We start from the raw sequence: 20,472 nt of genomic DNA on the forward strand, positions 1-20,472 counted from the left end.
ACGTGTCCTCCCGTCGCTGTCCGGCCGCCGCGGCCGGCGGTCCGCTCGAGGATGCTCCCCGGGTCCGGACCGGTCTACTTCACCCTTGCGGTGCGGGGCGCCGGCGATGACGCCTACCGCCACCCCGCGCCGACCGCCGCGGGCTCCTGGGCCCGATCGCGCAACCGGACGTTGACCCGCAGGTGCTCCCCCGCGCCGACGGCGATCGTGTGCCCCATCCCACCGGCGAGCCCCACCCCGGGACGGGGGTTCGCACCGCGCAACGCGACCGCGATGCAGCGGGTGGCCGCGGCGCCGACCACGAGCTCGCGGTCGAGCGGACCTTCGACCAGCGTGCTCGGCGCCGGCCCGAAGGCCGGGATCAGGTCGTCGATGATCCCCACGGTCACCTCCGACGCGTCGGCCTGCGCGGGCACCTCCAGCGTGCCGACCACCGAACCGCTGCCGCCGTACCGGGGCGTCGGCATCGCGCTGAACACGCGGGAGCCGGTCTCCAGCGGGTTGTCGAAGTCCGGCAGCGCGACAGCCGCCAGCAGACCGCTGACCTCGGGGTTGCGGTACTGCGTCGGCGAGAGGCCGACCGCACGGGTGAACCTGGTGGTGAACGTGCCGACGCTGCTGTACCCGATCGTGGAGACGATGTCGGCGACCGTCATCCACGTGGTCAACAACAGCCGTTTGCCTTCGAATAATCGGACGGCCGCGAGGTACCGGCCCGGCGGCATGCCCACGGTCGCGTGGAACAAACGCGAGAAGTGGAACGGACTGACCAGCGCGGCTGCTGCGACATCGCGCAGCGTAAGTGGTTCGTAGTAGTTCGAGCGCATCAGTTTGATGGCGCGACGGACGGCATCGTGCACGGTATTTACCTTTCGGCCTGAATTGCGATCGGATCATTCGCGGCACGGCGCCGACAAGCCGGATCAACACGAACCGGCTGATGGGAGCCGTTGGGAAAGCCGCGACGGTGCGGCGCGAACCTATCCGTACCCACCCATTTTCGTGAATACGGCGGCACTTCTCGCTGGCCCGATCTTCACCACCCCAGATGGCCTTTGTGCGAAGCCCCCATAACTCCGCACCGTGAAGGACGCTAGCAGGGCCGGGTGCCGCTGGTAATTACCCCGGAACCAGAACCGCAATCTGCGAGACGACTGTGGGCCGTTGTGCCCAACCGACAGGGCCGCACGGGGGTACGCGGACGCATCCGAGCACCGAAGCGCCCCGTCCTCGGTCACGAAGAGTGACCACTCGAGCGGTCACCGCGAAGGCCCCACCCGATCCCGACGGGAACCACGCCCGTCGACGTCCACCCGTGCCCGCCGGCGGCGGGACCGATCGCCTGACAGGCGTCGAAACGGTCGCCGCACGGCGTCGGGCCGTCACCCGGCGGCCACCCGGTCGGCCCCGACGGCCACCGCTCCCCTGCCCCTGATGAACGATGCCACGTCGGCCGGCATCACGGGCAGTGATCGCCGCCGGGAAATTCCACCCGACGATTCCCTCCATTAGCCTACCAGCGCTCCGGACCCTGTCGCGGCTCCACGAGCGAAAGTCGGCGCACTCCCCCGAAGCTCCCGGATCGTGGACCCACATCGGGATCCCGCAGGCCGGCACAGCCGTCCACACAGCCGTCCACACCGCCGGCCCGGCCGGGGAACCAGGCCGTCGATCACGCTCGAAAGCCGACTGCCCGGCGTTATGCCCGACAGCTTCGCGACCGATTCCTCCCATTCCCCCGCGAACCCGCGAACGCCCGCAAGAACACCACTTGCTTGACCGATGCGACCTGCGTTAGCGTTGCCCGGACCAGATGCTAGGGATGGTTCCCTTACATGAACTGAACCGTCGACCGAAGCCACGGGCGAACGTCCGACAGCCGGGCGCCCCGACGCCGATCACCGGGGCCGGAAACGGGAAGTGGGAATGAGCGCAGAACCGCGGACAGGTGGCCCGCGGGCCACCGGCGGCTCCGCCGATCCCCCGCACCCGTCGTCGATCGCCGTGGTCGCCAGGGCGACCAGCTTCCTCAAGCCCATCGCGGACTCGGCACCCCAGGCCGGCTCCGCGGTGGCGCCCGCGGTGGTGGAGGAGAGGTCGGCGCACCGAGTCGCCCGCTCCACCACGGGCGGGGCAGCGGCAATCCCCCGACCGCTGCCTCGCCCCACCCCGCCGCCGACGGCGCGGCGGTGGAACGCTCCACTGTAGACGGCTGTCGGCCGTTCTCCTTCCCGGGCTTGGGTTTTGCGCCGTGATGGAGCCGCGCTCCGCAAGAGCGCGACGGATGTCGGTTCGGCTTGCCGAACGGTCCGGCGAGGGACGAGTCCGGTGTCGACGCACGGCCACCACGCCGCGTCACCGCCGTGCCGGGCGTCGGCGCGGCCTCGCCGCCGCGACACACCCGGCGCGACCCGTGCGAGCGCCCGGTCGCGCGACCGATCAGCGCGAACACGCTCCGAGACCTTTGACCACGCGCCGCGACGATCCGACCGTTCCGGGGCGGACCTGGGGGTGTCCGACCGCGGTGCCGGGCTCGTCCGGGTGCCGTCCACCCTCGTTCGGGGCGTGGAAAAGTCACACGGATGCCGCAAGTTAGCATAACAACGTTACACAAAGAATAACGGCGTTGTGCAACACTGTCAAGGTGAGTCCACGCAAGCTGGATCCCGGAACCCGTGCCGCCCTCGTCGACATCGCGGCGAGGCTCCTCGCCGAGCACGGCGCCGAGGCGCTGTCCACCAGGAAGATCGCCGCCGAGGCCAGCACGTCGACCATGGCCGTCTACACGCACTTCGGCAGCATGAGCGGCCTCGTGCGGGAGATGGTGCACGAGGGCTTCACGCGCCTGGAGCGCCAGTTCGCCCAGGTGCGGCGGACCGACGACCCGGTGGCCGACATGATCCTGCTGGGGTACGCCTACCGGCAGAACGCCAAGGCGAACTCCCACCTGTACGCGGTGATGTTCGGCGGGCAGTCGCTGGCCGGCTTCTCCCTCACCGAGGACGACCGCCAGTACGGCCGGTACACGCTGGTCACGGTCGTCGACTGCGCCACGAGGTGCATCGAGTCGGGCCGGTTCAGCCAGAACGACCCGCTGCTGATCGCCCACCAGATGTGGATCGCGACGCACGGCCTGGTCAACCTGGAGCTCGGCGGCTACCTGATCGACCCGGTCGACGCCGACCGCTGCTACGACTCGATCCTCAACGGCCTGCTCATCGGCGTCGGCGACGATCCCGCCCTGGTGGCCGCCTCGATGGCGGCGTCGACCAAGCGCCGGCGACGCGAGGCGGGGGCCGACTCGGAGCCCGCGGGAGCCGTCACCGGCACCCGCCGCTGACCGCCTCCACGGCCCAGCGGACCGCACCACCCGCCTCCACGGGTCAGCGGACCGCACCGCCCGCCTCCACGGGCAGGTGACGGCGGACCCGGCGAACAGACCTGCGGACCACCCGGCACCCGGCCCGAACGGACCGGGCAACCGCCCCCTCGCGAACGCGTGCACCCGACGGCCTGGCCCCGGCAGATCAGGCGAACCGGCCTCGCACGAACGCCGGCAGCGACCGGGCCGCCCATCACCGGTACTGCGGGGCTGTTTCCACCGCCGTCGATCCGCGCGTCGACATCCGAGCCCAGGCCCAGCTCCAACGTCCGCCAGGCGTCGACCAACCCGGGTGCGTCACGAGGTCGTGCATCGTCCACTTCGGACACGACGGGATGCGGATGGTGGCGGGCGGATTCATATTGATTTGCAACGATGCGAAAGTTACCTGCGCGGTGCGGCGCGGGAGGTCGTCTTGCATCCGCGCCAGGCCCGGTCCTGGTAGCGGTCCTGGTAGCGGATCGGGCGCTCCTGGACCGCGTGTGGCGGGGTTGGCGGGGGTTGGCGGGGTCACGCGTTGTGTCGCGCGTTGGCGCGACTCGCAATCGGGTGAACGCCGTGGTGGGTTCGGGCCCTCACGGTCCGGAGTGATTCCTGCTCCCCCCGGCTGGTCCTGGGACATTCCACGCGGCGGCCGATGGCTACGGCGCTCCGAAGGGGCATTGGGCCATTCGCGAATTACTGGGCCATTCGCCCGCCCCGGGTGTGCCGCGGAGTCCGAGCTCGGCTCCGGGGAAGTGACCCGACTCAGCGCGCGGCGACAGCCCGGGGCGACGGCTCGACGCGCGACGAGGACCCGCTGCCCCGACTCGGCGCGCGACGACGACCCGCCGTCCCGGTTGGGGCGGCGGGTAATCCGGGAAGCGCCGTCAGCTCGCGGCGGCCGCGTCCACCGCCACCGTGCGGATGTACTGCAGCGCGAGCAGCACCGACGGGTCGAGCGCGTCGATCGGGCGCAGGTTCAGGTCGACGTTCTCGACCCGCGCACCCGGCCTGACCACCACCGGACCGCACGACCCCACGTTCAGCACCCGGTTCCGCCCCAACGCCCCCCGGTCCGGCACGGCGCCGCCCCGGCCCAGCGCCACGGAATGGGCCTGTAAGTGCCAAGTCCCCGGCGGCACGTTGGTGAGCACGAACGGTCCCGGCCGTTGCAGCATCGAGCAGTGGACCGGCTTCCCGCGCGGCACCCGTTCGGGGAACAGGTTCAGGAAGATGATCGCGGGCGGACAACCCAGAGGCGCGCGCACCTCACCCTGCACGGTGGACGTGCGGTTGTCGGGACTGCGCCTGGGCAGCGGCGTCGGCTCGGTCAGCCCGCCCAGCTGGCGGTACGTCGTCGGCGGAACGCCGACACTGGCGCGGAACTTCGAGCTGAACGTCCCGACGCTCGTGTAACCCACCCGATGGCTGATGTCGGTCACGGTCAACGAGGTGCACACGAGCAGCCGTTTGGCCTCTTGCACCCGGATCGCGGCCAAAAATCGGCCGGGCGAGACGCCGGTAACGCGTTGGAACGTTCGCGAGAAGTGGAACTTGCTGTACATGGCGGTGCGGGCCATGTCGTCTATCGTGAACTGCTCACCCAGGTTCTCGTGCATGAAGTCGATGACCCGACCCACGGCACGTTCAATTACACCTTCCACTACGACCCCCAATTCGTAGTCAATGACCGGTGAATGCATCACCCCGACCGGCCGGCCGACTCATCGAACGGCGATGAATCGGCGTACCAGCCTGTCGCGGTCCCCCAGTGAACCGCCAGTAAATCCCCAGTGAAACCCCAGTGCCCCCTGTGCTGACGATTTCCGGCAAGCTACCAGGGGCGCGACAGCGCGCACAAGCAGCAAGGATGCGGTTGACGAGCACGTCCGGTGATGAGCCCTTGCCCCATCCGATGGAATCGTGAACGCCGCTCGCCTCCATTTACCGCCGACCCCGGACTCACATTCCGTCATCAACTGGACTCGGATACTGCGCCTTTCGGGTGACGCCGGCGACCGCGGCCCCAGTCGCCCGGTCGGACCCCGGACCACCCGATCGGCCGCCGGAGGTCGTCCCGATGGATATATCGGCGATCAGCCGCCGCGCGCTTCAGCCTGAATGCCGCAATCCCGAAGATGCGCCGACCACCACCCGGATGAACGCCCGCACGACGCCCGATCGCCGCACAACGGCCATTCCGGCCATCACCGGCCATTCACGCGGACGACGGCCGCCCAACGCGACCCTCCGTCGACCCGGCGACCAAGGCCCGACCACACCGATCCCGTTGCGCGACAGGGCGAACCCGGGACAGCACAGCACGGCGCACCCGGCGGGTTGGGGCCCGCGGGGTACGCGCGTGCGGCCGCGCGGATGGGCCGGTACCAGCCCATCCGCGCCAGCGGCGGTCACTCAGCGGACCGCCCGTGCGCTCCGCTCGGACGAGCTGGGGGTCCCGTCGCGGAGTCGGAGCACGGCATCGGCACGGAATCCGGCCATCGCGGTGCCCGGCAACACGACCTGAAAGGTCGCGGCCACCGGCACCCCCGAAGCTTCGGTCCGCAGTCGACGTCGTGAACCACACGCTACCGATCTTGGTCCTAAAAAGCAACTTGCTGGTATGAAGTTCCTACTAGAACCGGGTCGGACGCTCGCCACACCCCGCCGGCCATAGCACGCGCCGCGCAATCCCGCGTCCGGCGAAAGTGTGCATTCCTGCCACCGGCGAGGGCCGTGAGAGCTGATACCACAACCGCAAACCAGAAGAGGAGCAGCGCATAGGAACGCTATACAGTCGACGTGCGGTTGCCGCGCGGTCATCGGGGACGACCACCGTACCGGCGCGTGGACCAATGACCTTCTCCACGATTGCGCACTCCGCACAACGGCGTTCTTGGCGCGTCCCGAACCCGGTATCGTCGCTGGTCAGGGCAATCGGCCCGACCGAGGCCGGCGCAGCAGGAGGAAATCCATGGTCGACACTCAAGCCCATACCCATTCCACGGGTGGTCCGCTCAACACGCTCCGGCACAAGCCCGCGCTCTACGCCTTCACGCTGATCGTGGTCGCGCACTGGGTGGAGCACATCACCCAGGCCGTGCAGATCTACGCCTTAGGCTGGCCCGTGCCACAGGCCAAGGGCGCGCTGGGCCTGTGGTTCCCGTGGCTGGTCACGTCCGAGGTCATGCACTACGGCTACGCGCTGGTCATGCTCGTGTTCCTCTTCGCGCTGCGCAAGGGGTTCGTCGGCCGCTCGAAGACGTGGTGGACGGTCGCGCTCGGCCTGCAGTTCTGGCACCACATCGAGCACCTGCTGCTGATCATCCAGGCGTCCGCGTCGACGAACCTGCTCGGCAAGCCGGCGCCGACGAGCATCATCCAGCTGATCATCCCGCGGGTGGAGCTGCACCTGTTCTACAACACCGTGGTGTTCATCCCGATGGTCATCGCGATGGTGCTGCACATGCGGCCGACGCGCGAGGAGCGCGCGGAGATGCAGTGCACCTGCGCGGTCGGCGCAGCGGCCTGATCGCATGCACAACCACGGCGCCGTCGGCCTGCCGCTCGGCTTCACCCTCCTGCGGCTGATCCTGCTCGGCGCGGTGACCGTGGTCGCCGGTTGGGCCCTGGCCCGACCGTTCGTGCCCGCCGCGTCGGGGTTGTCGACCCGACGCGCGGTCACCGGGTTCGCGGGCATCGGCGGCGTCGTGGTGCTGCTCATCGCGGAAGCGTCGTGGATGCCGCCGTTGGCCGCGGTGGCGTTGATCGGCCTGCTCGCCGTGCCTCCCGCGTTGCGCGTCGAGCGGCCGGTGATCGGCCGGCTCGTGGTGATGGCCGCCGTCCTCGCGACGGTGGCCGCCGGCACGTGGTTCGCCGGACCGCCGTCGTCGTTCGCCTACATCACGTTGATGGCCGCGTTCGTCGCGGTGTCCTGGCTCGCGCTGTGCCCGCCGACCGCGGTGGTGCGCGTCGTCGGCGCGGCCGTGGGCGTGACCCTGCTGGCGGGCCTCGGCCAGGTCACGATCGCCGGGCAGCTCGCCACCCCGGCCGCCGGCGACCCGCTGCTGACCCGGGTGGCCCTCGGCGAGAGCCCGGTGGACGTGCTCGTCGTGCCGCACATGCCCGGCTGGAACATCGTGCACACCACCGACGCACCGCTCTCGGTCGGCAACGCGCCGAACGCCTTGGTGCCCGCGCAGACGCGGGACGGGACCACGGGCCGGTGGGCGTTGGTGTGGCTGCCGGAGGGGCGCAGCGACCTCTGGCTGGACCGGGAGGGCACCCGGACCACCGTCCCGGTGGACACCGGCCGCGTGGCGTGGACCGGCCCGGACATCCGCGGCCCGGAGGGCCCGGAGTACGCGTCGGCGGTGTTGGCGGCGAAGTTGACCGGCAAGCGCGGCGACCTGCCGTGGCCGGGGCTGACCGGCGCCGACTCGGTGGCGTTGCGCGCGGAGGTCGCGTCGATCGGCGGGCCGTTCTCCGTCGTGGCGGACGACTCGCGGCGCGCGGCCGAGGCGGAGGCCGTCGTGCGCGAAGAGGCCGCACGCCTGGGCTACGCCATCACGCCAGGCTCTTCGGAAGTCCTGGTGCTCGGCGGCACACCGCCACCGGGCACGCGGCACCACCTCGCGCCGTGGCTGGCGCCGCCGGACCTGACGACGCCCGAGGCACGCCGGTACGCGCAGACGCTGTCGGCCGCCTTCCCCGGCGCCACGCCGTCCCGTTCGGGCCTCGCGGCCTGGTCCGGCTGACGGCCCTTACCGCGGCTTGTCGCCACCGCCGAGCTCGACCGCCCCGAACACCTCGTGCAGGCTCGCGTAGTCGGTCTCCGGTATCGCCCGCAGCGCCTGGACCGCGGTCGGGTCGCCCTTGCGGATCGCCGCGTCGAGCAGGTCGTCCTTGCTCGCCGGGAAGTCGACGTCGGTCAGGCAGTCCTTCAGGTGGTCGCGGGTCAGCGTCCCGGCCATGACTCCTCCAGCTCTTTCGCGCCTGCCGGTGCGATACCCCCGACCCCGTCCGCGAAACGCCTACCTGGTCGGCACCCGCACGACGACCATCCCGTCGAGCAGCCACGCGTCGATCCGCTCCACGTCCACCTCGGCCGGCACGGTCGCGCAGTAGTAGTAGCTGCGCGGGGAATCGGCCGGGCGCACCGTGATGCCCACCCGGTCACGCCGGATCGGCGTGCCGTCGGACCGCAGGTCCTGGTCGCGGATCTCGACCCGGACGTCGCGCGGTCGCACGTCGTGCAGCAGGGTGGCGAAGAAGTAGGCCTGCTCGGTCACCGCGACGTCGACGAGGAGGGGCCGCTCGTCGGCCGTGGCCAGGTCCCAGTCCCGGCCGAGGTTGCGGCCGATCCGATCCCACCACACGTCCATCTCCACCACCGGATCCGGCCCGCAGCAGGGGCCCGTGCCGGGGTCTCGGCGTCGGACTGTCAGCCGCTCGACCACGACGCCACCTCCCGTTTACCTGGTCGTCTCAGTGGGAAGTACCCCGGTCGGGCACCGCCCATGCTGAGTCGATCGGGTGAATCGACACCGTCCGTGGCGAGGCCGACGGGTGAGCGCGGTTCGGCCGAACGCGCCGGGGTATTCCACCCGGGCAAGCACCCATCCCCAGGAGCATGGAGGAGGACGCGCCCATGCACCGCGAGAGCAGCAAGCACGGCCCGGTCAAGGACGACGAGCTCAAGCACGAGCTGGAGGGCACGTTGCGCGGCAACCGCCCGAGCCGGGCCGAGGAGTGGCGCGATCCCGAGCCGCCCGCGGACGACGACGTGACCGTGCCCGGCATCGACGAACCGCGGTAGCCGATCCTCCACTTCGGACGGTTCCGGCACGGACCGTCCGAAGTGCCTTGTTCATTGTTGCTCGATCCGCCGCCGGGGCGTTGACCGCGTTGTGCGGCGTCATTAACGTCGATCACGTGACCGCTGAACGCATCGCCCCCGTTGTCCCGACCGACGACCTCGCCGGCGCGGTCGAGCGGTGGTCGGCCTTGCTCGGCGTCGCGCCGACGTTCGTGGACGGCGACCGCTGGGCGCAGTTCGACGTGGCGGGCGGGCGGTTCGCCCTGTCCGGCGCGGACCGCGTCCACGACGGCCCGGCGATGCTGGTGAAGGTGCCCGACCTGGACGAGGCGCGGACCCGCGCGCAGGCCCTCGGGTTCCAGGTCGGCGAGATCACCACCGGCCCGCACGAGCGGCGTTGCGTGGCCGTGGGCCCCGACGGGTACGCGGCGATCCTGCACAGCCCGTTGGGCTGAACTCTCCCGTCGCCTCAGCGCAGCGGCCTGACGACCGCGCGGGCCAGGGCTTCGGCGTGCGCACGTGGTGCGGCGGCGGCATCCGGACCTCCGGCGTAGTAGCGCAGGAACGCCTCCTGGAAGCACGCGCCGACGAGCAGTGACGCCGCCGCGTCCGGATCGGCGTCCGACGCGATCCGGCCGAGCGCCCGTTCGGCCCGCAGGTACTCGGCGAACGGCGTGGCGGCCTGCTCCGGACCGCCGCCGTGCCTGCTCATCGCCACCCGGTGGGCGGCCATCCGCTGCGGGTCCGAGAGCAGCGCGGCGAGCATCGGGATCGACCGCTGGTAGAAGTCGAGCACCGCGTGCGCGAGCTCGGCGAGGTTGTCCTCGACGTCGCCCTCCCCCGGCCGGACCGACACCCGGGACGGGCCGGGCAGCCGTTCCTCCAGCACGGCGAGGAGCAGCCGTTCCTTGTCGCCGAAGTACTTGTAGAGCGTGGGTTCGGAGACCTCCGAGGCGTGCGCGATCTCCTTGGTGGTGGCCTGCGCGACGCCGCGCGTGCGCAGGATCTCCGCCGCCGCGTCGAGGATCCGCTCCCGTGTGCCCATGCCGTCCCACCTCGCCGTTTGACAGGTTAGTGAATACTAGCTCACGATAGGGGCTAGTGTTCACTAACCTCTCTGGGGGACGGCATGTGGAGCAGGAAGCGGGCGGTCATCGCCCTGTGCGCGGTGCTGGTGGGAGTGCTCGGCGTCGCGGGCGCCGTGGGATACCTGACGTTCGTGCGGTCGCCGGTGAACCCGCCGGCCGAGGCGTGCGGCGGGGACGGCGTGCCGGGGTCCGGGCCGGTCGTCGTCGCGGCCGGCGCGAGCATGACCAGGGGGACGCTCGGCGCGGACTGGGTGGGCGCCCTGCGGGAGCGCGGCCACCGGCTGGTCAACGCGGGCGTCAACGGCAACACCACTGCCGACCTGCTGGCGAGAGTCGACGCGGACGTGGTGGCGTGCCGACCGGACGCGGTCACGCTGCTGATCGGCACCAACGACGTGCGCGGCGACGTCCCGCTCGACGAGTACCGGGCCAACCTGCGCGCGATCGTGGCGCGGGTGCAGGCCGGGACGACCGCGCGGATCGCGCTGCTGTCGTTGCCGCCGCTGGGCGAGGACCTGGACAGCGAGCTCAACGTGGAGCTGCGCGGCTACAACGCGGCGATCGAGGAGGTCGCCGCCGAGGCCGGGCTGTCCTACCTGCCCGTGCACGAGCGGATGGTGGAGGCGCTGCGCGAGCGGACCGACGAGCCGACGCCGTTCGGGTTCGACTTCGGGGTGGCCTACCTGGCCGCGGCCGAGCACTACCTGCTCGGGCGGGAGTGGGACGAGGTGGCGCGGGGCAACGGGCTGCGCCTGCTGGTGGACCACGTCCACCTGGGCGACCGCGGCGGCGCGATCGTCACCGACCTGGTCGACGGGTGGCTGTCCACACCGGACCCCGGCCGGTAGGTCCGGTCCCCCGACCCGCGCGCACGCCGGCGCACGCGGGTCGGGGGACCGGGGATCAGGAGATGGCGCCGACCGTCAGCAGCACGTTCGCGTAGTGCCGGCCGTCACCGGTCGCCACGCACACCGCCAGCTCCGGCGCGCGGCAGGCCGCGTAGAAGTCCTGCCGCGCCAACGGTTGCAGCGGCAGGTCGGGGCCGAGCACCCGCTGGTAGTCGGTCCACGCCTCCGGCGTGCCCAGGTCGTCGGGCCGCATGGTGTGCACGGCCTCCACCGGGATCGCCGACAGCACCGGCTCCAGCACCTCGTCGACCGTGACGAGGCCGGGGCGCAGGTTGAGGTGGATCACCTCGGCCCGGTGGTGAACGTTGGTCCGGTGCGCGTAGTTGGCGTCCGCGAGCAGGACCTTGGACCCGTGGCCCGCCGTGGCCAGGGCGTGCAGCAGCGGCGGGTGGATCAACGGGAAGCGCAGCACTTTTCGGTCACTCCAGGATGAACGTGGCGTCGGCGCGTGCGACGGCGTCGGGTGCGGTGGTCAGGTTGACGGTCGTGCCGTTGTGGCGGATGTACTGGCCGGGGAAGTTGGTCGACTCGAAGGACACCGCGGAGCCCGAGGCCAGGCCCGCGCGGCGGTGGAAGGAGGCGTCGGCGCGGAAGACGGCGCTGCCGTCGTTGCGCTCGACCCACATCTCGTGGTTGCGGTGCCGCAGGTAGTAGCCGGGGAAGTTGGTCGACTCCAGCGACACCGTGCCGGAGCCGTTCAGGCCCGTCACGACGCGGAACTGCGAGTCGGCCAGCGGGTTGACGTCCGCCTCGACCCGCGCCCGGTACTCCCAGTGCCGGACGAAGCGGTCCGGGTAGTTGTAGGACTTGAGCCGCACGGGCGTGACGCCGTCGGCGACCGGGATGCCGAAGTTCGGCGTGCCGTCGGAGTTCCAGTAGACCTTCTGCACGCGGGTGCGGCGGTTCGGGTCGCGCAGCGGGTCGCCGGAGATGTCGCGGTAGCTGCGGTCGTGGTAGACGAGGATGTCGCTCTGCCCGTCCTCGGAGACGGTGAACGAGTTGTGCCCCGGACCGTACTGACTGGTCGACGCGTTGGACGCGAACACCGGGTTCGCGCCCTTGGTCCACGACGACGGGTTGAGCAGGTCGGCGGACGCCGACGCGGTCAGCATGCCGAGGCAGTAGTTCGCGTCCGTGGCGCTGGCGGAGTAGGTCAGGAAGACCCGGCCGCCGCGCTGGATCACCGACGGCCCCTCGGCGACCTTCACCCCGCCGCGGGTCTCCCAAGCCAGCGTCGGCACGGTCAGCCTGGCCACCGACCCCGTGATGGACCACGGGGTGGAGCCCATGCGGGCGAGGTAGAGGTTGGAGTTCGTGGAGATGCCCGGCTCGGCCTGCGCCCAGGTCAAATACCGCACGCCGTTGACCACGAAGGTCGACATGTCCAGGGAGAAGGTGTCCCACGGGACGTTGACCTTGCCGCGCTCGGTCCAAGTGCCGGTCAGCGGGTTGGCGCTGGAGTTCTCCAGCACGTACGGGCGGATCCGCCAGACGTCGTCGGTCCGGCCGGCGGCGAAGTAGACGTACCACTTGCCGTTGATGAAGTGGATCTCCGGCGCCCAGATGTGCGCGCCCATCTCACCCGACGAGTGCTTGCGCCAGATCACCGACTCCGGGGCACTGGCCAGGCCCTGGATCGTGGTCGCGCGGCGCAGGACGATCCGGTCGTACTCCGGCGCGGTCGCGGTGAAGTAGTAGTAGCCGTCGGTGTGCTTGAAGATGTGCGGGTCGGCCCGTTGGTTCGCCAGCGGGTTCGTGTACTGCACGGCCGGCGAGGCGTGCGCGGCGGGCGTGACGACCAGCCCCGCCAGAGCGGTCACGGCCACCACCGCGACCACCGCCAGCCTGCGGGCCCTCCACCGGAGAACGGCACTGTTCATCGGTTCCACTCCATCGTGGCGCGTCGGGATGCGAATGCGGCGCTGTTAACGCTAACAGCGCAGGTCCTCGCGCCTCAATACCTCTTTACGAGACGATTGAGGTCCCGGAACCGGCGAGCCGCGTCCGCTCCACCTTCGCGCGCCAAAGCGGCTGGTTACCGACGTGTTCTGCCGCCAGGGCTGGTGTTAGCGATAACATTGCGCTACCTTCGCCGACAACGCGAGCACCGACTTGCCGGGTGGGCGGACGCGACTCTCCCCCGTCCGCCCACCCGGCCCCCACTTGAAGATCCACTGTGGACTCGCCGGTCACGCCGCCAGCTCGGCCACGATCCGCCGCAGTTGGACGGCGCGCGCGGCCGGCGTCCTGGCCTTCATCAGCCGCAGGAACAACGCGTACTGCCGCGTCCGGTCGAGCCGCTCGAACCCCTCGCGCGCGCGTTCGTCGCCGGCCAGCGCCTCGGCCAGGTCGGGCGGCACGGTGGCGTCGCGCTGCCGCTCGTAGGCCGCGTCCCACCGGCCGTCGGCCTTGGCCGCCTCGATCGCGGCGAAGCCGGGCTCGCGCACCCGCCCGGCGGCGATGAGCGCCTCGACCTTCTCGACGTTGACCCGCGACCAGGAGCTGCCCGGTCGGCGCGGCGAGTAGCGCTGGAGGTAGTGCTCGGCGTCGAGGCCCTTGCGGTGGCTGTCGATCCACCCGAAGCACAGGGCGACGTCGAGCGCCTCGGCGATGGTGACCGACGTCCGGCCCGACCCCTTCTTGGCGATCTTGAGCCAGACACCGTCACTCGTGCCGTGGTGCCGGGCCAGCCACGACTCCCACTCGGCGGCGTCGGCGAAGTCGAGGGCCCGGGTGTCGGTGAGCGCGTTCATGGACCCATCGTGCGGGGTGAAAGTGCTCACCGAGTGAGCACTTTCAGGCATCGGACTCGCGCCGTTCCGCCATCGTGTCGGGCGCGGACTCGGGGATCTCGGTGCGCACGTCGGAGTCGCGCAGCACCTCGCGGGCCTGGGCCTCCGGGTCGGCGCTGCCGGTCCGCTCCTCCTCGGGCAGCAGGTTCGCCCTGGTCCGGGACCTGCGGTCGACGTCGTTGCGCCGGTCGAACACCTCCGGCCGGTCGAGGTCGTGCGCACGCCTGACGCGCGCCTCCTCGGCCTCCGGGAGTTCCGTCGCGCCGAGGTCCAGCGGTTCCTGGTCCGTCATGGCCTTGCCATACCCCAACGGCCGCCGGTTGACGCACGGGCGTCAGGCGTGGCGGTCACGCCACGCCGCCGACCTGACAGCGGTCACGGCGTGGCGCGCACCCGGCTGTGGTGGCGGCGGGCCTTGAGCCGGTTGCCGCAGCCCGTCATCGAGCACCAAAGCCGCCTGCCGGTGCGTGAGACGTCCTGGAAGTGCAGCACGCACTCCGGGTTCGCGCACTTGCGGACGCGGTCCGGCGCCGCCTCGCGCACCACGACGAAGTCGCGCAGGCACGCCCAGGCCGCACGCCACCGCGGGTCGGGCACGTCGTCCCGCTCGACCCGGCCGCGCTCGTCGACCGCCAACCGCACCCGGCCGTGGTCCAGCAGGGCGTTGAGGGCGGCGTGGTCGGCCGGGTCCGCGATCACGGCGGCCACCGCGGCACGGGCCTCGCGCAGCGGTCGCCGCGGCACGGGCCGGGCGGAGGGGAGCTCCCGGTCCGCGAGCCAAGCGACCGTGAGGTCGTCGTGGTCGAGCAGGTCGTAGGCGACACCGCCGACCACCCACCGGGTGTTCAGCAGGTCGATGCCCAGGGGTTGGTCCGCCAGCGGGCGCGCGGGCCAGCCCTTGGCCAGCAACGCGCCGGTCACGGCGTCATCGGCACCGAGCACCGGCCCCCCTTCCCTGGTCTAACCGTTCTGAGTCGCTTGACAGGTTAACACGGACCTGGTTGCCTGAGCGCCGTACCTAACCGTTCAAATGACTTAGAACGGTTAGATCCCTCGAGTCAGGAGCAGCCGATGACCTCGTACCGGTACGCCGACATCAGCGGGCAGCGCGTGTTCTACCGGGAGGCGGGCCACGCCGACGCCCCCGTCCTGGTGCTGCTGCACGGTTTCCCCACCAGCTCGCACATGTTCCGCGGGCTGATCGGGGAACTCGCCGACCGCTACCGCGTGATCGCGCCGGACCACGTCGGCTTCGGCCACAGCGCCGCGCCGTCGGTCGACGAGTTCGACTACACGTTCGACGCGCTCACCGACATCACCCTCGGCCTGCTGGAGCACCTCGGCGTGCGGCGGTTCGCGCTGTACGTCCAGGACTACGGCGCACCCATCGGCCTCAAGATCGCCTCACGCCACCCCGACCGCGTCACCGCCGTCATCACGCAGTCCGGCAACGCCTACACCGAGGGCTTCACCCCGTTCTGGGAGCCGCTGTTCGCCTACGCCACGAACCCCGGCCCCGACACCGAACCGGCGGTGCGGGCCCTGCTCACGCTCGACGCCACCCGCTGGCAGTACACCCACGGCGTCAAGGACCCGAGCCGGATCGACCCCGACACCTGGGCGCACGACCAGGCCCTGCTCGACCGGCCCGGCAACGCCGAGGTGCAACTGGCCCTGTTCCGGGACTACCGCAACAACCTCGACGCGTACCCGGCGTTCCAGCGGTACTTCCGCGAGACGCAGGTCCCGCTGCTCGCGGTGTGGGGGCGCCACGACGAGATCTTCGGCCCGGACGGCGCGCTGGCCTTCCGGCGCGACCTGCCCGAGGCCGAGATCCACCTGCTCGACACCGGCCACTTCGCGTTGGAGGACCAGTTGGACACCATCGCCGGGTACGTCCGCGGCTTCCTCGGGCGGGTCCTGGGCTGATCAGGCGGCCTGTGAGCGCTAACAGTCACAGCCGTCCCAGGTGCACAGCCTGCCTGTTATCGCTAACAGGCAGGCTTGCCCGCCTCAACCGGCCTGCGCTACGGTGCCCAGGAAGCGCTCCCAGTCCGGCCGACCCGGCAGGCGACCGGAGGCGCGTCACGATTCTGCTCGCAAGGAGGCGAAGCATGAGTCCGCGCAGGCCGTTCGCTGCCGGGTCGAGACGCCGAGCCTCCCCGCTCCCAGCACCGCTGTAGTCCATTCAGGACACCAACGCCGCCGCGTCCAGTCCACCCCGAGAGCATCGAGGAAACCCGTGGCTGCACTGAGAAAACGCGCTTTCGCCACCTTCGTCACCGCGCTCGCCGTCACCGGCGTGACCGTCGTGGCCGCGCCGCCCGCGTCGGCCTACCCCGGACCAGGCGTGGTCACCGGCGACATCCGGGTGCACGACCCCAGCGTCGTCAAGAGGCCCGACGGCAGCTACCTCGTCGCGCACACCGCCGACGGCATCGGCCTGAAGACCTCGACCGACCGCACCGCCTTCCGCAACGCGGGCGCCGCCTTCCCCAACGGCGCCTCCTGGACCACCACCTACACCAACGGCAGCCGCAACCTCTGGGCGCCGGACATCTCCTACCGCAACGGGCAGTACTACCTGTACTACTCGGCCTCGTCGTTCGGCTCGAACCGGTCGGCGATCTTCCTGGCCACCAGCCCCAGCGGCAACGCGGGCACGTGGACCCACCGCGGCCTGGTCATCGAGACGCGCACCAGCGACAACTTCAACGCCATCGACCCCGACCTCGTCGTGGACGACCAGGGTCGCTGGTGGCTGAGCTTCGGCTCGTTCTGGTCGGGCCTGAAGATGATCGCGCTGAACCCGTCCACGGGCCTGCGCTCCGACTCCACGATCCGCGCCATCGCCGGGCGCAACGGCGGCGCGATCGAGGCGCCGAACATCGTCAAGCGCGGCAGCTACTACTACCTGTTCGTGTCGTTCGACTACTGCTGCCGCGGCGCGCAGAGCACCTACCGGATCATGGTCGGCCGGTCGACCAGCGTCACCGGCCCCTACGTCGCCCGCAACGGCACGGCCATGACCTCCGGCGGCGGCACGGAGATCCTCGCCGGCCAGGGCAGCGTCCACGGCACCGGGCACCAGGACGTGTTCTCGGACGTGGACAGCGACATCCTCGTCTACCACTACTACGGTGACGACGGCGCGTCCCGACTGGGCATCAACCTGCTGGCCTTCGATTCCGCAGGGTGGCCGTACGTCCGATGATCGCCGACCGGCCGTCCGCCACCGTCCGCCGCGGCTCGCGGTGGGCGGTGGCGACGGCCGCGGTCCGCGACGCCCGTTCGGCGGCCGCACGGCTTCCAAAGTGGGCATTGACGTTCGCGCAACCTGCTCGTAGCCTCCCGGAAAGCGCTTTCCCTGCTGCGCCGCGCGTCACGTCGGGAAGCGGTCGAGACCGGAGGGTTATCCGAATGGGTGCACTGAAACGTTTCAGAGGCCGAGTCCTGGCGACGTCGATGGTCGCGTTGTTGGCAGTCGCCTGCGGCGGCAGCGGCGACGGCGGCGGCGACGAGACCAAGGCCGGTCCCGCCACGCTGCGGTTCTCGTGGTGGGGGAACGCCGAGCGCGCCGAGTTGATGCAGAAGGCGATCGACCTCTTCCAGAGCAAGAACCCGGAGATCAAGGTCACGCCGAGCTTCCAGGAGTTCGAGGCGTACTGGCAGAAGATGGCCACCGAGACCGCGGGCGGCAACGCGCCCGACGTGATGCAGATGGACTTCGCCTACATCCGCGAGTACTCCGACCGCAACGCGCTCTACGACCTGAAGAAGCAGGACGGCAAGAACCTCGAGCTCGGTGACCTGCTCGAAGGGCTCAAGGGCGCCGGCGAGATCGACGGCAAGCTGTACGGCGTGCCGACGGGCGGCAACACGTGGGGCTACATCTACAACCCCGCGCTGTACGCCCAGGCGGGCGTCGAGGAGCCGAAGGAAGGCTGGACCTGGGACGACTACCGGGCCGCCGTGAAGACGATCGCGGAGAAGACCGGCGTGCCCGGCGGCGGCAACTACATCGGCAGCTACTACAACCTGGAGCTGCAGCTGCGCCAGGAGGGCAAGCAGCTCTACACCGAGGACGGCAAGCTCGGCTTCGACAAGCCGCGGTTGGCCGAGTTCCTCGAGGAGGGCAAGGCGCTGGCCGAGGCCAAGGTCACCCTGCCGATCGAGAAGGGCGTCCAGATCAAGCCCTCGCACGCGCTGGAGATGGACCTGATCGCCGGTGACCTCGGCTGGGACAACTTCATGGCCCGCTACGACAAGGGCGCCAAGGCGGAGTTGAAGCTGGGGCCGGTGCCGTCCGACAAGCCGGACGCCGGGGGGCAGTACCTGAAGCCGTCGATGCTGCTGAGCGTGTCGCAGAAGAGCGAGCACCCGGCGGCGGCGGCCAAGCTGGTGTCGTTCATGGTCAACGACCCGGAGGTCGGCAAGATCTTCGGCGCGAACCGCGGCCTGCCGCCGACGAACGCGCAGCGCGCGGCGGCGCAGCTCGAAGGCCCGCTGGCCGCCGTGGCGGCGTACGAGGACGGGTTGAAGGACAAGTTCGGCAAGACGCCTCCCGCGCCGCCCAAGGGCGCCGGCACGTTGGAGCAGGCGTTCATCCGGATCACCGAAGAGCTCCAGTACGGCCGCATCTCCGTGGACCAGGCGGTCGACCAGTTCTTCACCGAGGCGGAAGAGACCCTCGGGTCGTGAGCCGGGCGACGATCGCGCCGGAACGCGGCGCCGAGGTCGCCACGTCGCGGCAGGCGGGTGCGCGCAAGCGGACCCGCCTGCCGGGCGACGGCCTGGCGGGTTACCTGTTCCTGTCGCCGTGGATCATCGGGATCGTCCTGCTGACCCTCGGGCCGATGGTGACCTCGCTGTACCTCTCGTTCACCGACTACGACCTGTTCAACACCCCGACCTGGATCGGGTTGGAGAACTACCAGCGGATGTTCTCCGACGCGCGGTGGCTGCGGTCGGTCGAGGTCACCGCGATCTACGTGGCGCTGGCCGTGCCGATCAAGCTGGCCGCCGCGCTGGGCGTCGCCGTGCTGCTCAACGGCAAGCGCGCGGGTCAGGGCTTCTACCGGGCGGCGTTCTACGGGCCGTCGCTCATCGGCGGCAGCGTCGGCGTCGCGATCGTGTGGAAGATGATGTTCAGCGACGACTCGGTGGTCGACCAGCTGCTGCTGCGGTTCGGCATCGACACCGGCGGCTGGGCGGGCAACCCCGACTTCTCGCTGATGATGCTGGTGCTGCTGGCGACGTGGCAGCTCGGCGCGCCGATGGTGATCTTCCTGGCGGGGCTCAAGCAGGTGCCGCGGGAGCTGTACGAGGCGGCGGAGGTCGACGGGGCGGGCCGCGCGCGGCGGTTCTGGTCGATCACGCTGCCGATGATCTCGCCGGTGCTGTTCTTCAACCTGCTGCTGGAGACGATCAACGCCTTCCAGGTGTTCACGTCGGCGTACGTGGTCGGCGGGCCGAACGGGCAGCCGGCCGGCAGCACGCTGTTCTACACGATCTACCTGTTCGACCGCGGTTTCGGCGACTACCGCATGGGTTACGCGTCGGCGATGGCGTGGATGCTGCTGCTCGGGGTCGGCCTGGTCACCGTGTTCCTGTTCCGCACCGCACGGGGTTGGGTCTTCTACTCCGGGGACTCGGGGGACAAGCGATGAGGCAGACGTTGACCAGGGTGGCGTGGCACGTCGGCGCGCTGGCCCTGCTGGCCGTCGTGCTGTACCCGATCGCGTGGGTGGCGGCGGCGACGTTCAAGCCGTCCGAGGCGATCGTCGGCAGCCTGCAGCTGTTGCCGACGGATCCGACGTTCGCGAACTACGAGCGGGTGTTCGAGGGCGTGGTCGGGATCGGCGTGGGCCGGTTCTTCTGGAACTCCGCCGTGCTGGCGGTGCTGTCGGTGGTGGGCACGGTCGCGTCGTCGGCGTTGGCGGCGTACGCGTTCGCCCGGTTGCGGTTCCGCGGTCGGACGGTGCTGTTCGGGATCATGATCGCGACGCTGCTGCTGCCGTTCCACGTGTTGATCATCCCGCAGTACGTGGTGTTCCAGAACCTCGACCTGGTGGACACGTACGTGCCGCTGCTGGCGGGCAAGTTCCTCGCGTCGGAGGCGTTCTTCGTGTTCTTGATCGTGCAGTTCATCCGGCAGCTGCCGCGTGAGCTGGACGAGTCGGCGAAGATCGACGGGGCGGGGCACTGGATCGTGTTCTGGCACATCATCCTGCCGCTGTGCAGGCCGGCGCTGATCACCACGGCGATCTTCACGTTCATCTGGAGCTGGAACGACTTCTTCGGGCCGTTGATCTACCTGAGCACGCCGGACAAGTACCCCCTGCCGCTGGCGTTGCAGCTGTTCATCGACGAGTCGACGGGTTCGGACTTCGGGGCCTTGATGGCGATGTCGATGCTGGCGCTGGTGCCGGTGATCCTGTTCTTCTTGTTCTTCCAGCGGTTCCTGGTGGAGGGTGTGTCGACGTCGGGGTTGAAGGGGTGA

At 70.4% G+C, this 20,472-nt stretch carries 22 protein-coding genes; 12 read left to right on the plus strand and 10 right to left on the minus strand.

Annotated elements, in window-relative coordinates:
* Positions 1-113: 113 nt before the first annotated feature.
* Positions 114-860, minus strand: coding sequence for a helix-turn-helix domain-containing protein (locus AB0I91_RS30335; protein ID WP_498775498.1), 747 nt, complete (start codon positions 858-860; stop codon positions 114-116).
* 1,066 nt (positions 861-1,926) lie between these two features.
* Between AB0I91_RS30335 and AB0I91_RS30340 the strand changes: the two genes are divergently transcribed.
* Together AB0I91_RS30340 and AB0I91_RS30345 are read left to right on the plus strand one after the other, a co-directional pair.
* Complete coding sequence (locus AB0I91_RS30340; RefSeq protein ID WP_499640013.1) at positions 1,927-2,208, plus strand: hypothetical protein; 282 nt, start codon at positions 1,927-1,929, stop codon at positions 2,206-2,208.
* Between the two features lie 436 nt (positions 2,209-2,644).
* On the plus strand, positions 2,645-3,340 hold the full coding sequence (locus tag AB0I91_RS30345) for a TetR/AcrR family transcriptional regulator (RefSeq protein WP_498775500.1): 696 nt from the start codon (positions 2,645-2,647) through the stop codon (positions 3,338-3,340).
* Positions 3,341-4,251: 911 nt separating this feature from the next.
* Here AB0I91_RS30345 and AB0I91_RS30350 read toward each other — a convergent pair.
* A complete protein-coding gene (locus AB0I91_RS30350) occupies positions 4,252-5,004 on the minus strand; it encodes a helix-turn-helix domain-containing protein (protein ID WP_499640015.1) in 753 nt (250 codons plus the stop codon).
* Positions 5,005-6,338: 1,334 nt separating this feature from the next.
* On the opposite strand from AB0I91_RS30350, the gene AB0I91_RS30355 reads away from it, so the two are divergent.
* Positions 6,339-6,896, plus strand: a complete 558-nt coding sequence (locus tag AB0I91_RS30355) for a hypothetical protein (RefSeq protein ID WP_498775504.1) — start codon at positions 6,339-6,341, stop codon at positions 6,894-6,896.
* 4 nt (positions 6,897-6,900) lie between these two features.
* Positions 6,901-8,121, plus strand: a complete 1,221-nt coding sequence (locus tag AB0I91_RS30360; protein WP_499640017.1) for a DUF6239 family natural product biosynthesis protein — start codon at positions 6,901-6,903, stop codon at positions 8,119-8,121.
* Between the two features lie 6 nt (positions 8,122-8,127).
* Here the strand turns inward: AB0I91_RS30360 and AB0I91_RS30365 are convergent, their stop codons facing one another.
* Together AB0I91_RS30365 and AB0I91_RS30370 are read right to left on the minus strand one after the other, a co-directional pair.
* Entirely contained in the window at positions 8,128-8,337 is a 210-nt protein-coding gene (locus AB0I91_RS30365; protein ID WP_499616982.1) for a DUF2795 domain-containing protein, read from the minus strand.
* A 60-nt stretch (positions 8,338-8,397) separates the two neighbouring features.
* Positions 8,398-8,748, minus strand: coding sequence for an Hsp20/alpha crystallin family protein (locus tag AB0I91_RS30370; RefSeq protein ID WP_499640019.1), 351 nt, complete (start codon positions 8,746-8,748; stop codon positions 8,398-8,400).
* Positions 8,749-8,996: 248 nt separating this feature from the next.
* Here AB0I91_RS30370 and AB0I91_RS30375 point away from each other — a divergent pair, with 248 nt between their 5' ends.
* Positions 8,997-9,182, plus strand: a complete 186-nt coding sequence (locus AB0I91_RS30375) for a hypothetical protein (RefSeq protein ID WP_498775699.1) — start codon at positions 8,997-8,999, stop codon at positions 9,180-9,182.
* 116 nt (positions 9,183-9,298) lie between these two features.
* Positions 9,299-9,637 carry a VOC family protein gene (locus tag AB0I91_RS30380; RefSeq protein WP_498775512.1) on the plus strand — a complete coding sequence of 113 codons (339 nt, stop codon included), beginning with the start codon at positions 9,299-9,301 and terminating at the stop codon, positions 9,635-9,637.
* A gap of 14 nt (positions 9,638-9,651) precedes the next feature.
* Here AB0I91_RS30380 and AB0I91_RS30385 read toward each other — a convergent pair whose 3' ends face one another.
* Entirely contained in the window at positions 9,652-10,227 is a 576-nt protein-coding gene (locus AB0I91_RS30385; protein ID WP_498775514.1) for a TetR/AcrR family transcriptional regulator, read from the minus strand.
* An 84-nt stretch (positions 10,228-10,311) separates the two neighbouring features.
* Here AB0I91_RS30385 and AB0I91_RS30390 point away from each other — a divergent pair, with 84 nt between their 5' ends.
* The gene (locus tag AB0I91_RS30390; protein WP_499640021.1) at positions 10,312-11,118 is read left to right on the plus strand and encodes an SGNH/GDSL hydrolase family protein; all 807 of its coding nucleotides are present in this window, start codon (positions 10,312-10,314) and stop codon (positions 11,116-11,118) included.
* A gap of 55 nt (positions 11,119-11,173) precedes the next feature.
* On the opposite strand, the gene AB0I91_RS30395 is transcribed toward AB0I91_RS30390, so the two are convergent.
* The 5 genes from AB0I91_RS30395 to AB0I91_RS30415 all read right to left on the minus strand — a co-directional run bounded on the left by AB0I91_RS30395 (position 11,174) and on the right by AB0I91_RS30415 (position 14,912).
* Positions 11,174-11,590, minus strand: a complete 417-nt coding sequence (locus AB0I91_RS30395; RefSeq protein ID WP_498775518.1) for an RbsD/FucU family protein — start codon at positions 11,588-11,590, stop codon at positions 11,174-11,176.
* Positions 11,591-11,597: 7 nt separating this feature from the next.
* On the minus strand, positions 11,598-13,058 hold the full coding sequence (locus AB0I91_RS30400; RefSeq protein ID WP_498775520.1) for a family 43 glycosylhydrolase: 1,461 nt from the start codon (positions 13,056-13,058) through the stop codon (positions 11,598-11,600).
* Positions 13,059-13,367: 309 nt separating this feature from the next.
* Positions 13,368-13,931, minus strand: a complete 564-nt coding sequence (locus AB0I91_RS30405) for a YdeI/OmpD-associated family protein (protein WP_499640023.1) — start codon at positions 13,929-13,931, stop codon at positions 13,368-13,370.
* Between the two features lie 43 nt (positions 13,932-13,974).
* Positions 13,975-14,262: a hypothetical protein gene (locus AB0I91_RS30410; RefSeq protein WP_498775524.1), complete on the minus strand. Its 288-nt coding sequence runs from the start codon at positions 14,260-14,262 to the stop codon at positions 13,975-13,977.
* A gap of 83 nt (positions 14,263-14,345) precedes the next feature.
* On the minus strand, positions 14,346-14,912 hold the full coding sequence (locus AB0I91_RS30415) for a CGNR zinc finger domain-containing protein (protein WP_499640025.1): 567 nt from the start codon (positions 14,910-14,912) through the stop codon (positions 14,346-14,348).
* Between the two features lie 129 nt (positions 14,913-15,041).
* On the opposite strand from AB0I91_RS30415, the gene AB0I91_RS30420 reads away from it, so the two are divergent.
* From AB0I91_RS30420 to AB0I91_RS30440, 5 genes are all read left to right on the plus strand, one after another.
* Positions 15,042-15,899 (plus strand): alpha/beta fold hydrolase, encoded by an 858-nt coding sequence (locus tag AB0I91_RS30420; RefSeq protein ID WP_498775528.1) that lies wholly within the window; start codon positions 15,042-15,044, stop codon positions 15,897-15,899.
* Between the two features lie 313 nt (positions 15,900-16,212).
* Positions 16,213-17,184 (plus strand): arabinan endo-1,5-alpha-L-arabinosidase, encoded by a 972-nt coding sequence (locus AB0I91_RS30425; RefSeq protein WP_499640027.1) that lies wholly within the window; start codon positions 16,213-16,215, stop codon positions 17,182-17,184.
* Between the two features lie 263 nt (positions 17,185-17,447).
* Positions 17,448-18,671 carry an ABC transporter substrate-binding protein gene (locus AB0I91_RS30430; protein ID WP_499616969.1) on the plus strand — a complete coding sequence of 408 codons (1,224 nt, stop codon included), beginning with the start codon at positions 17,448-17,450 and terminating at the stop codon, positions 18,669-18,671.
* Positions 18,668-19,639 carry a carbohydrate ABC transporter permease gene (locus AB0I91_RS30435; RefSeq protein ID WP_498775534.1) on the plus strand — a complete coding sequence of 324 codons (972 nt, stop codon included), beginning with the start codon at positions 18,668-18,670 and terminating at the stop codon, positions 19,637-19,639. Before AB0I91_RS30430 ends, AB0I91_RS30435 begins: the two co-directional genes overlap by 4 nt.
* Positions 19,636-20,472 (plus strand): carbohydrate ABC transporter permease, encoded by an 837-nt coding sequence (locus AB0I91_RS30440; RefSeq protein WP_499640029.1) that lies wholly within the window; start codon positions 19,636-19,638, stop codon positions 20,470-20,472. The genes AB0I91_RS30435 and AB0I91_RS30440 overlap by 4 nt, the downstream gene beginning before the upstream one ends.

Origin of the sequence: Actinosynnema sp. NPDC049800 (assembly GCF_040656635.1) — a bacterium.
In the GTDB taxonomy this organism is placed as follows: domain Bacteria; phylum Actinomycetota; class Actinomycetes; order Mycobacteriales; family Pseudonocardiaceae; genus Actinosynnema.

Excerpts from the sequence above, each read along its gene's own strand:
- AB0I91_RS30340 (WP_499640013.1), top strand. The coding sequence starts at position 1,927 with ATGAGCGCAGAACCGCGGACAGGTGGCCCGCGGGCCACCGGCGGCTCC.
- AB0I91_RS30355 (WP_498775504.1), top strand. The coding sequence starts at position 6,339 with ATGGTCGACACTCAAGCCCATACCCATTCCACGGGTGGTCCGCTCAAC.
- AB0I91_RS30360 (WP_499640017.1), top strand. The coding sequence starts at position 6,901 with ATGCACAACCACGGCGCCGTCGGCCTGCCGCTCGGCTTCACCCTCCTG.
- AB0I91_RS30365 (WP_499616982.1), bottom strand. The coding sequence starts at position 8,337 with ATGGCCGGGACGCTGACCCGCGACCACCTGAAGGACTGCCTGACCGAC.
- AB0I91_RS30370 (WP_499640019.1), bottom strand. The coding sequence starts at position 8,748 with ATGGACGTGTGGTGGGATCGGATCGGCCGCAACCTCGGCCGGGACTGG.
- AB0I91_RS30375 (WP_498775699.1), top strand. The coding sequence starts at position 8,997 with ATGGAGGAGGACGCGCCCATGCACCGCGAGAGCAGCAAGCACGGCCCG.
- AB0I91_RS30385 (WP_498775514.1), bottom strand. The coding sequence starts at position 10,227 with ATGGGCACACGGGAGCGGATCCTCGACGCGGCGGCGGAGATCCTGCGC.
- AB0I91_RS30390 (WP_499640021.1), top strand. The coding sequence starts at position 10,312 with ATGTGGAGCAGGAAGCGGGCGGTCATCGCCCTGTGCGCGGTGCTGGTG.
- AB0I91_RS30400 (WP_498775520.1), bottom strand. The coding sequence starts at position 13,058 with ATGAACAGTGCCGTTCTCCGGTGGAGGGCCCGCAGGCTGGCGGTGGTC.
- AB0I91_RS30405 (WP_499640023.1), bottom strand. The coding sequence starts at position 13,931 with ATGAACGCGCTCACCGACACCCGGGCCCTCGACTTCGCCGACGCCGCC.
- AB0I91_RS30410 (WP_498775524.1), bottom strand. The coding sequence starts at position 14,262 with ATGACGGACCAGGAACCGCTGGACCTCGGCGCGACGGAACTCCCGGAG.
- AB0I91_RS30420 (WP_498775528.1), top strand. The coding sequence starts at position 15,042 with ATGACCTCGTACCGGTACGCCGACATCAGCGGGCAGCGCGTGTTCTAC.
- AB0I91_RS30440 (WP_499640029.1), top strand. The coding sequence starts at position 19,636 with ATGAGGCAGACGTTGACCAGGGTGGCGTGGCACGTCGGCGCGCTGGCC.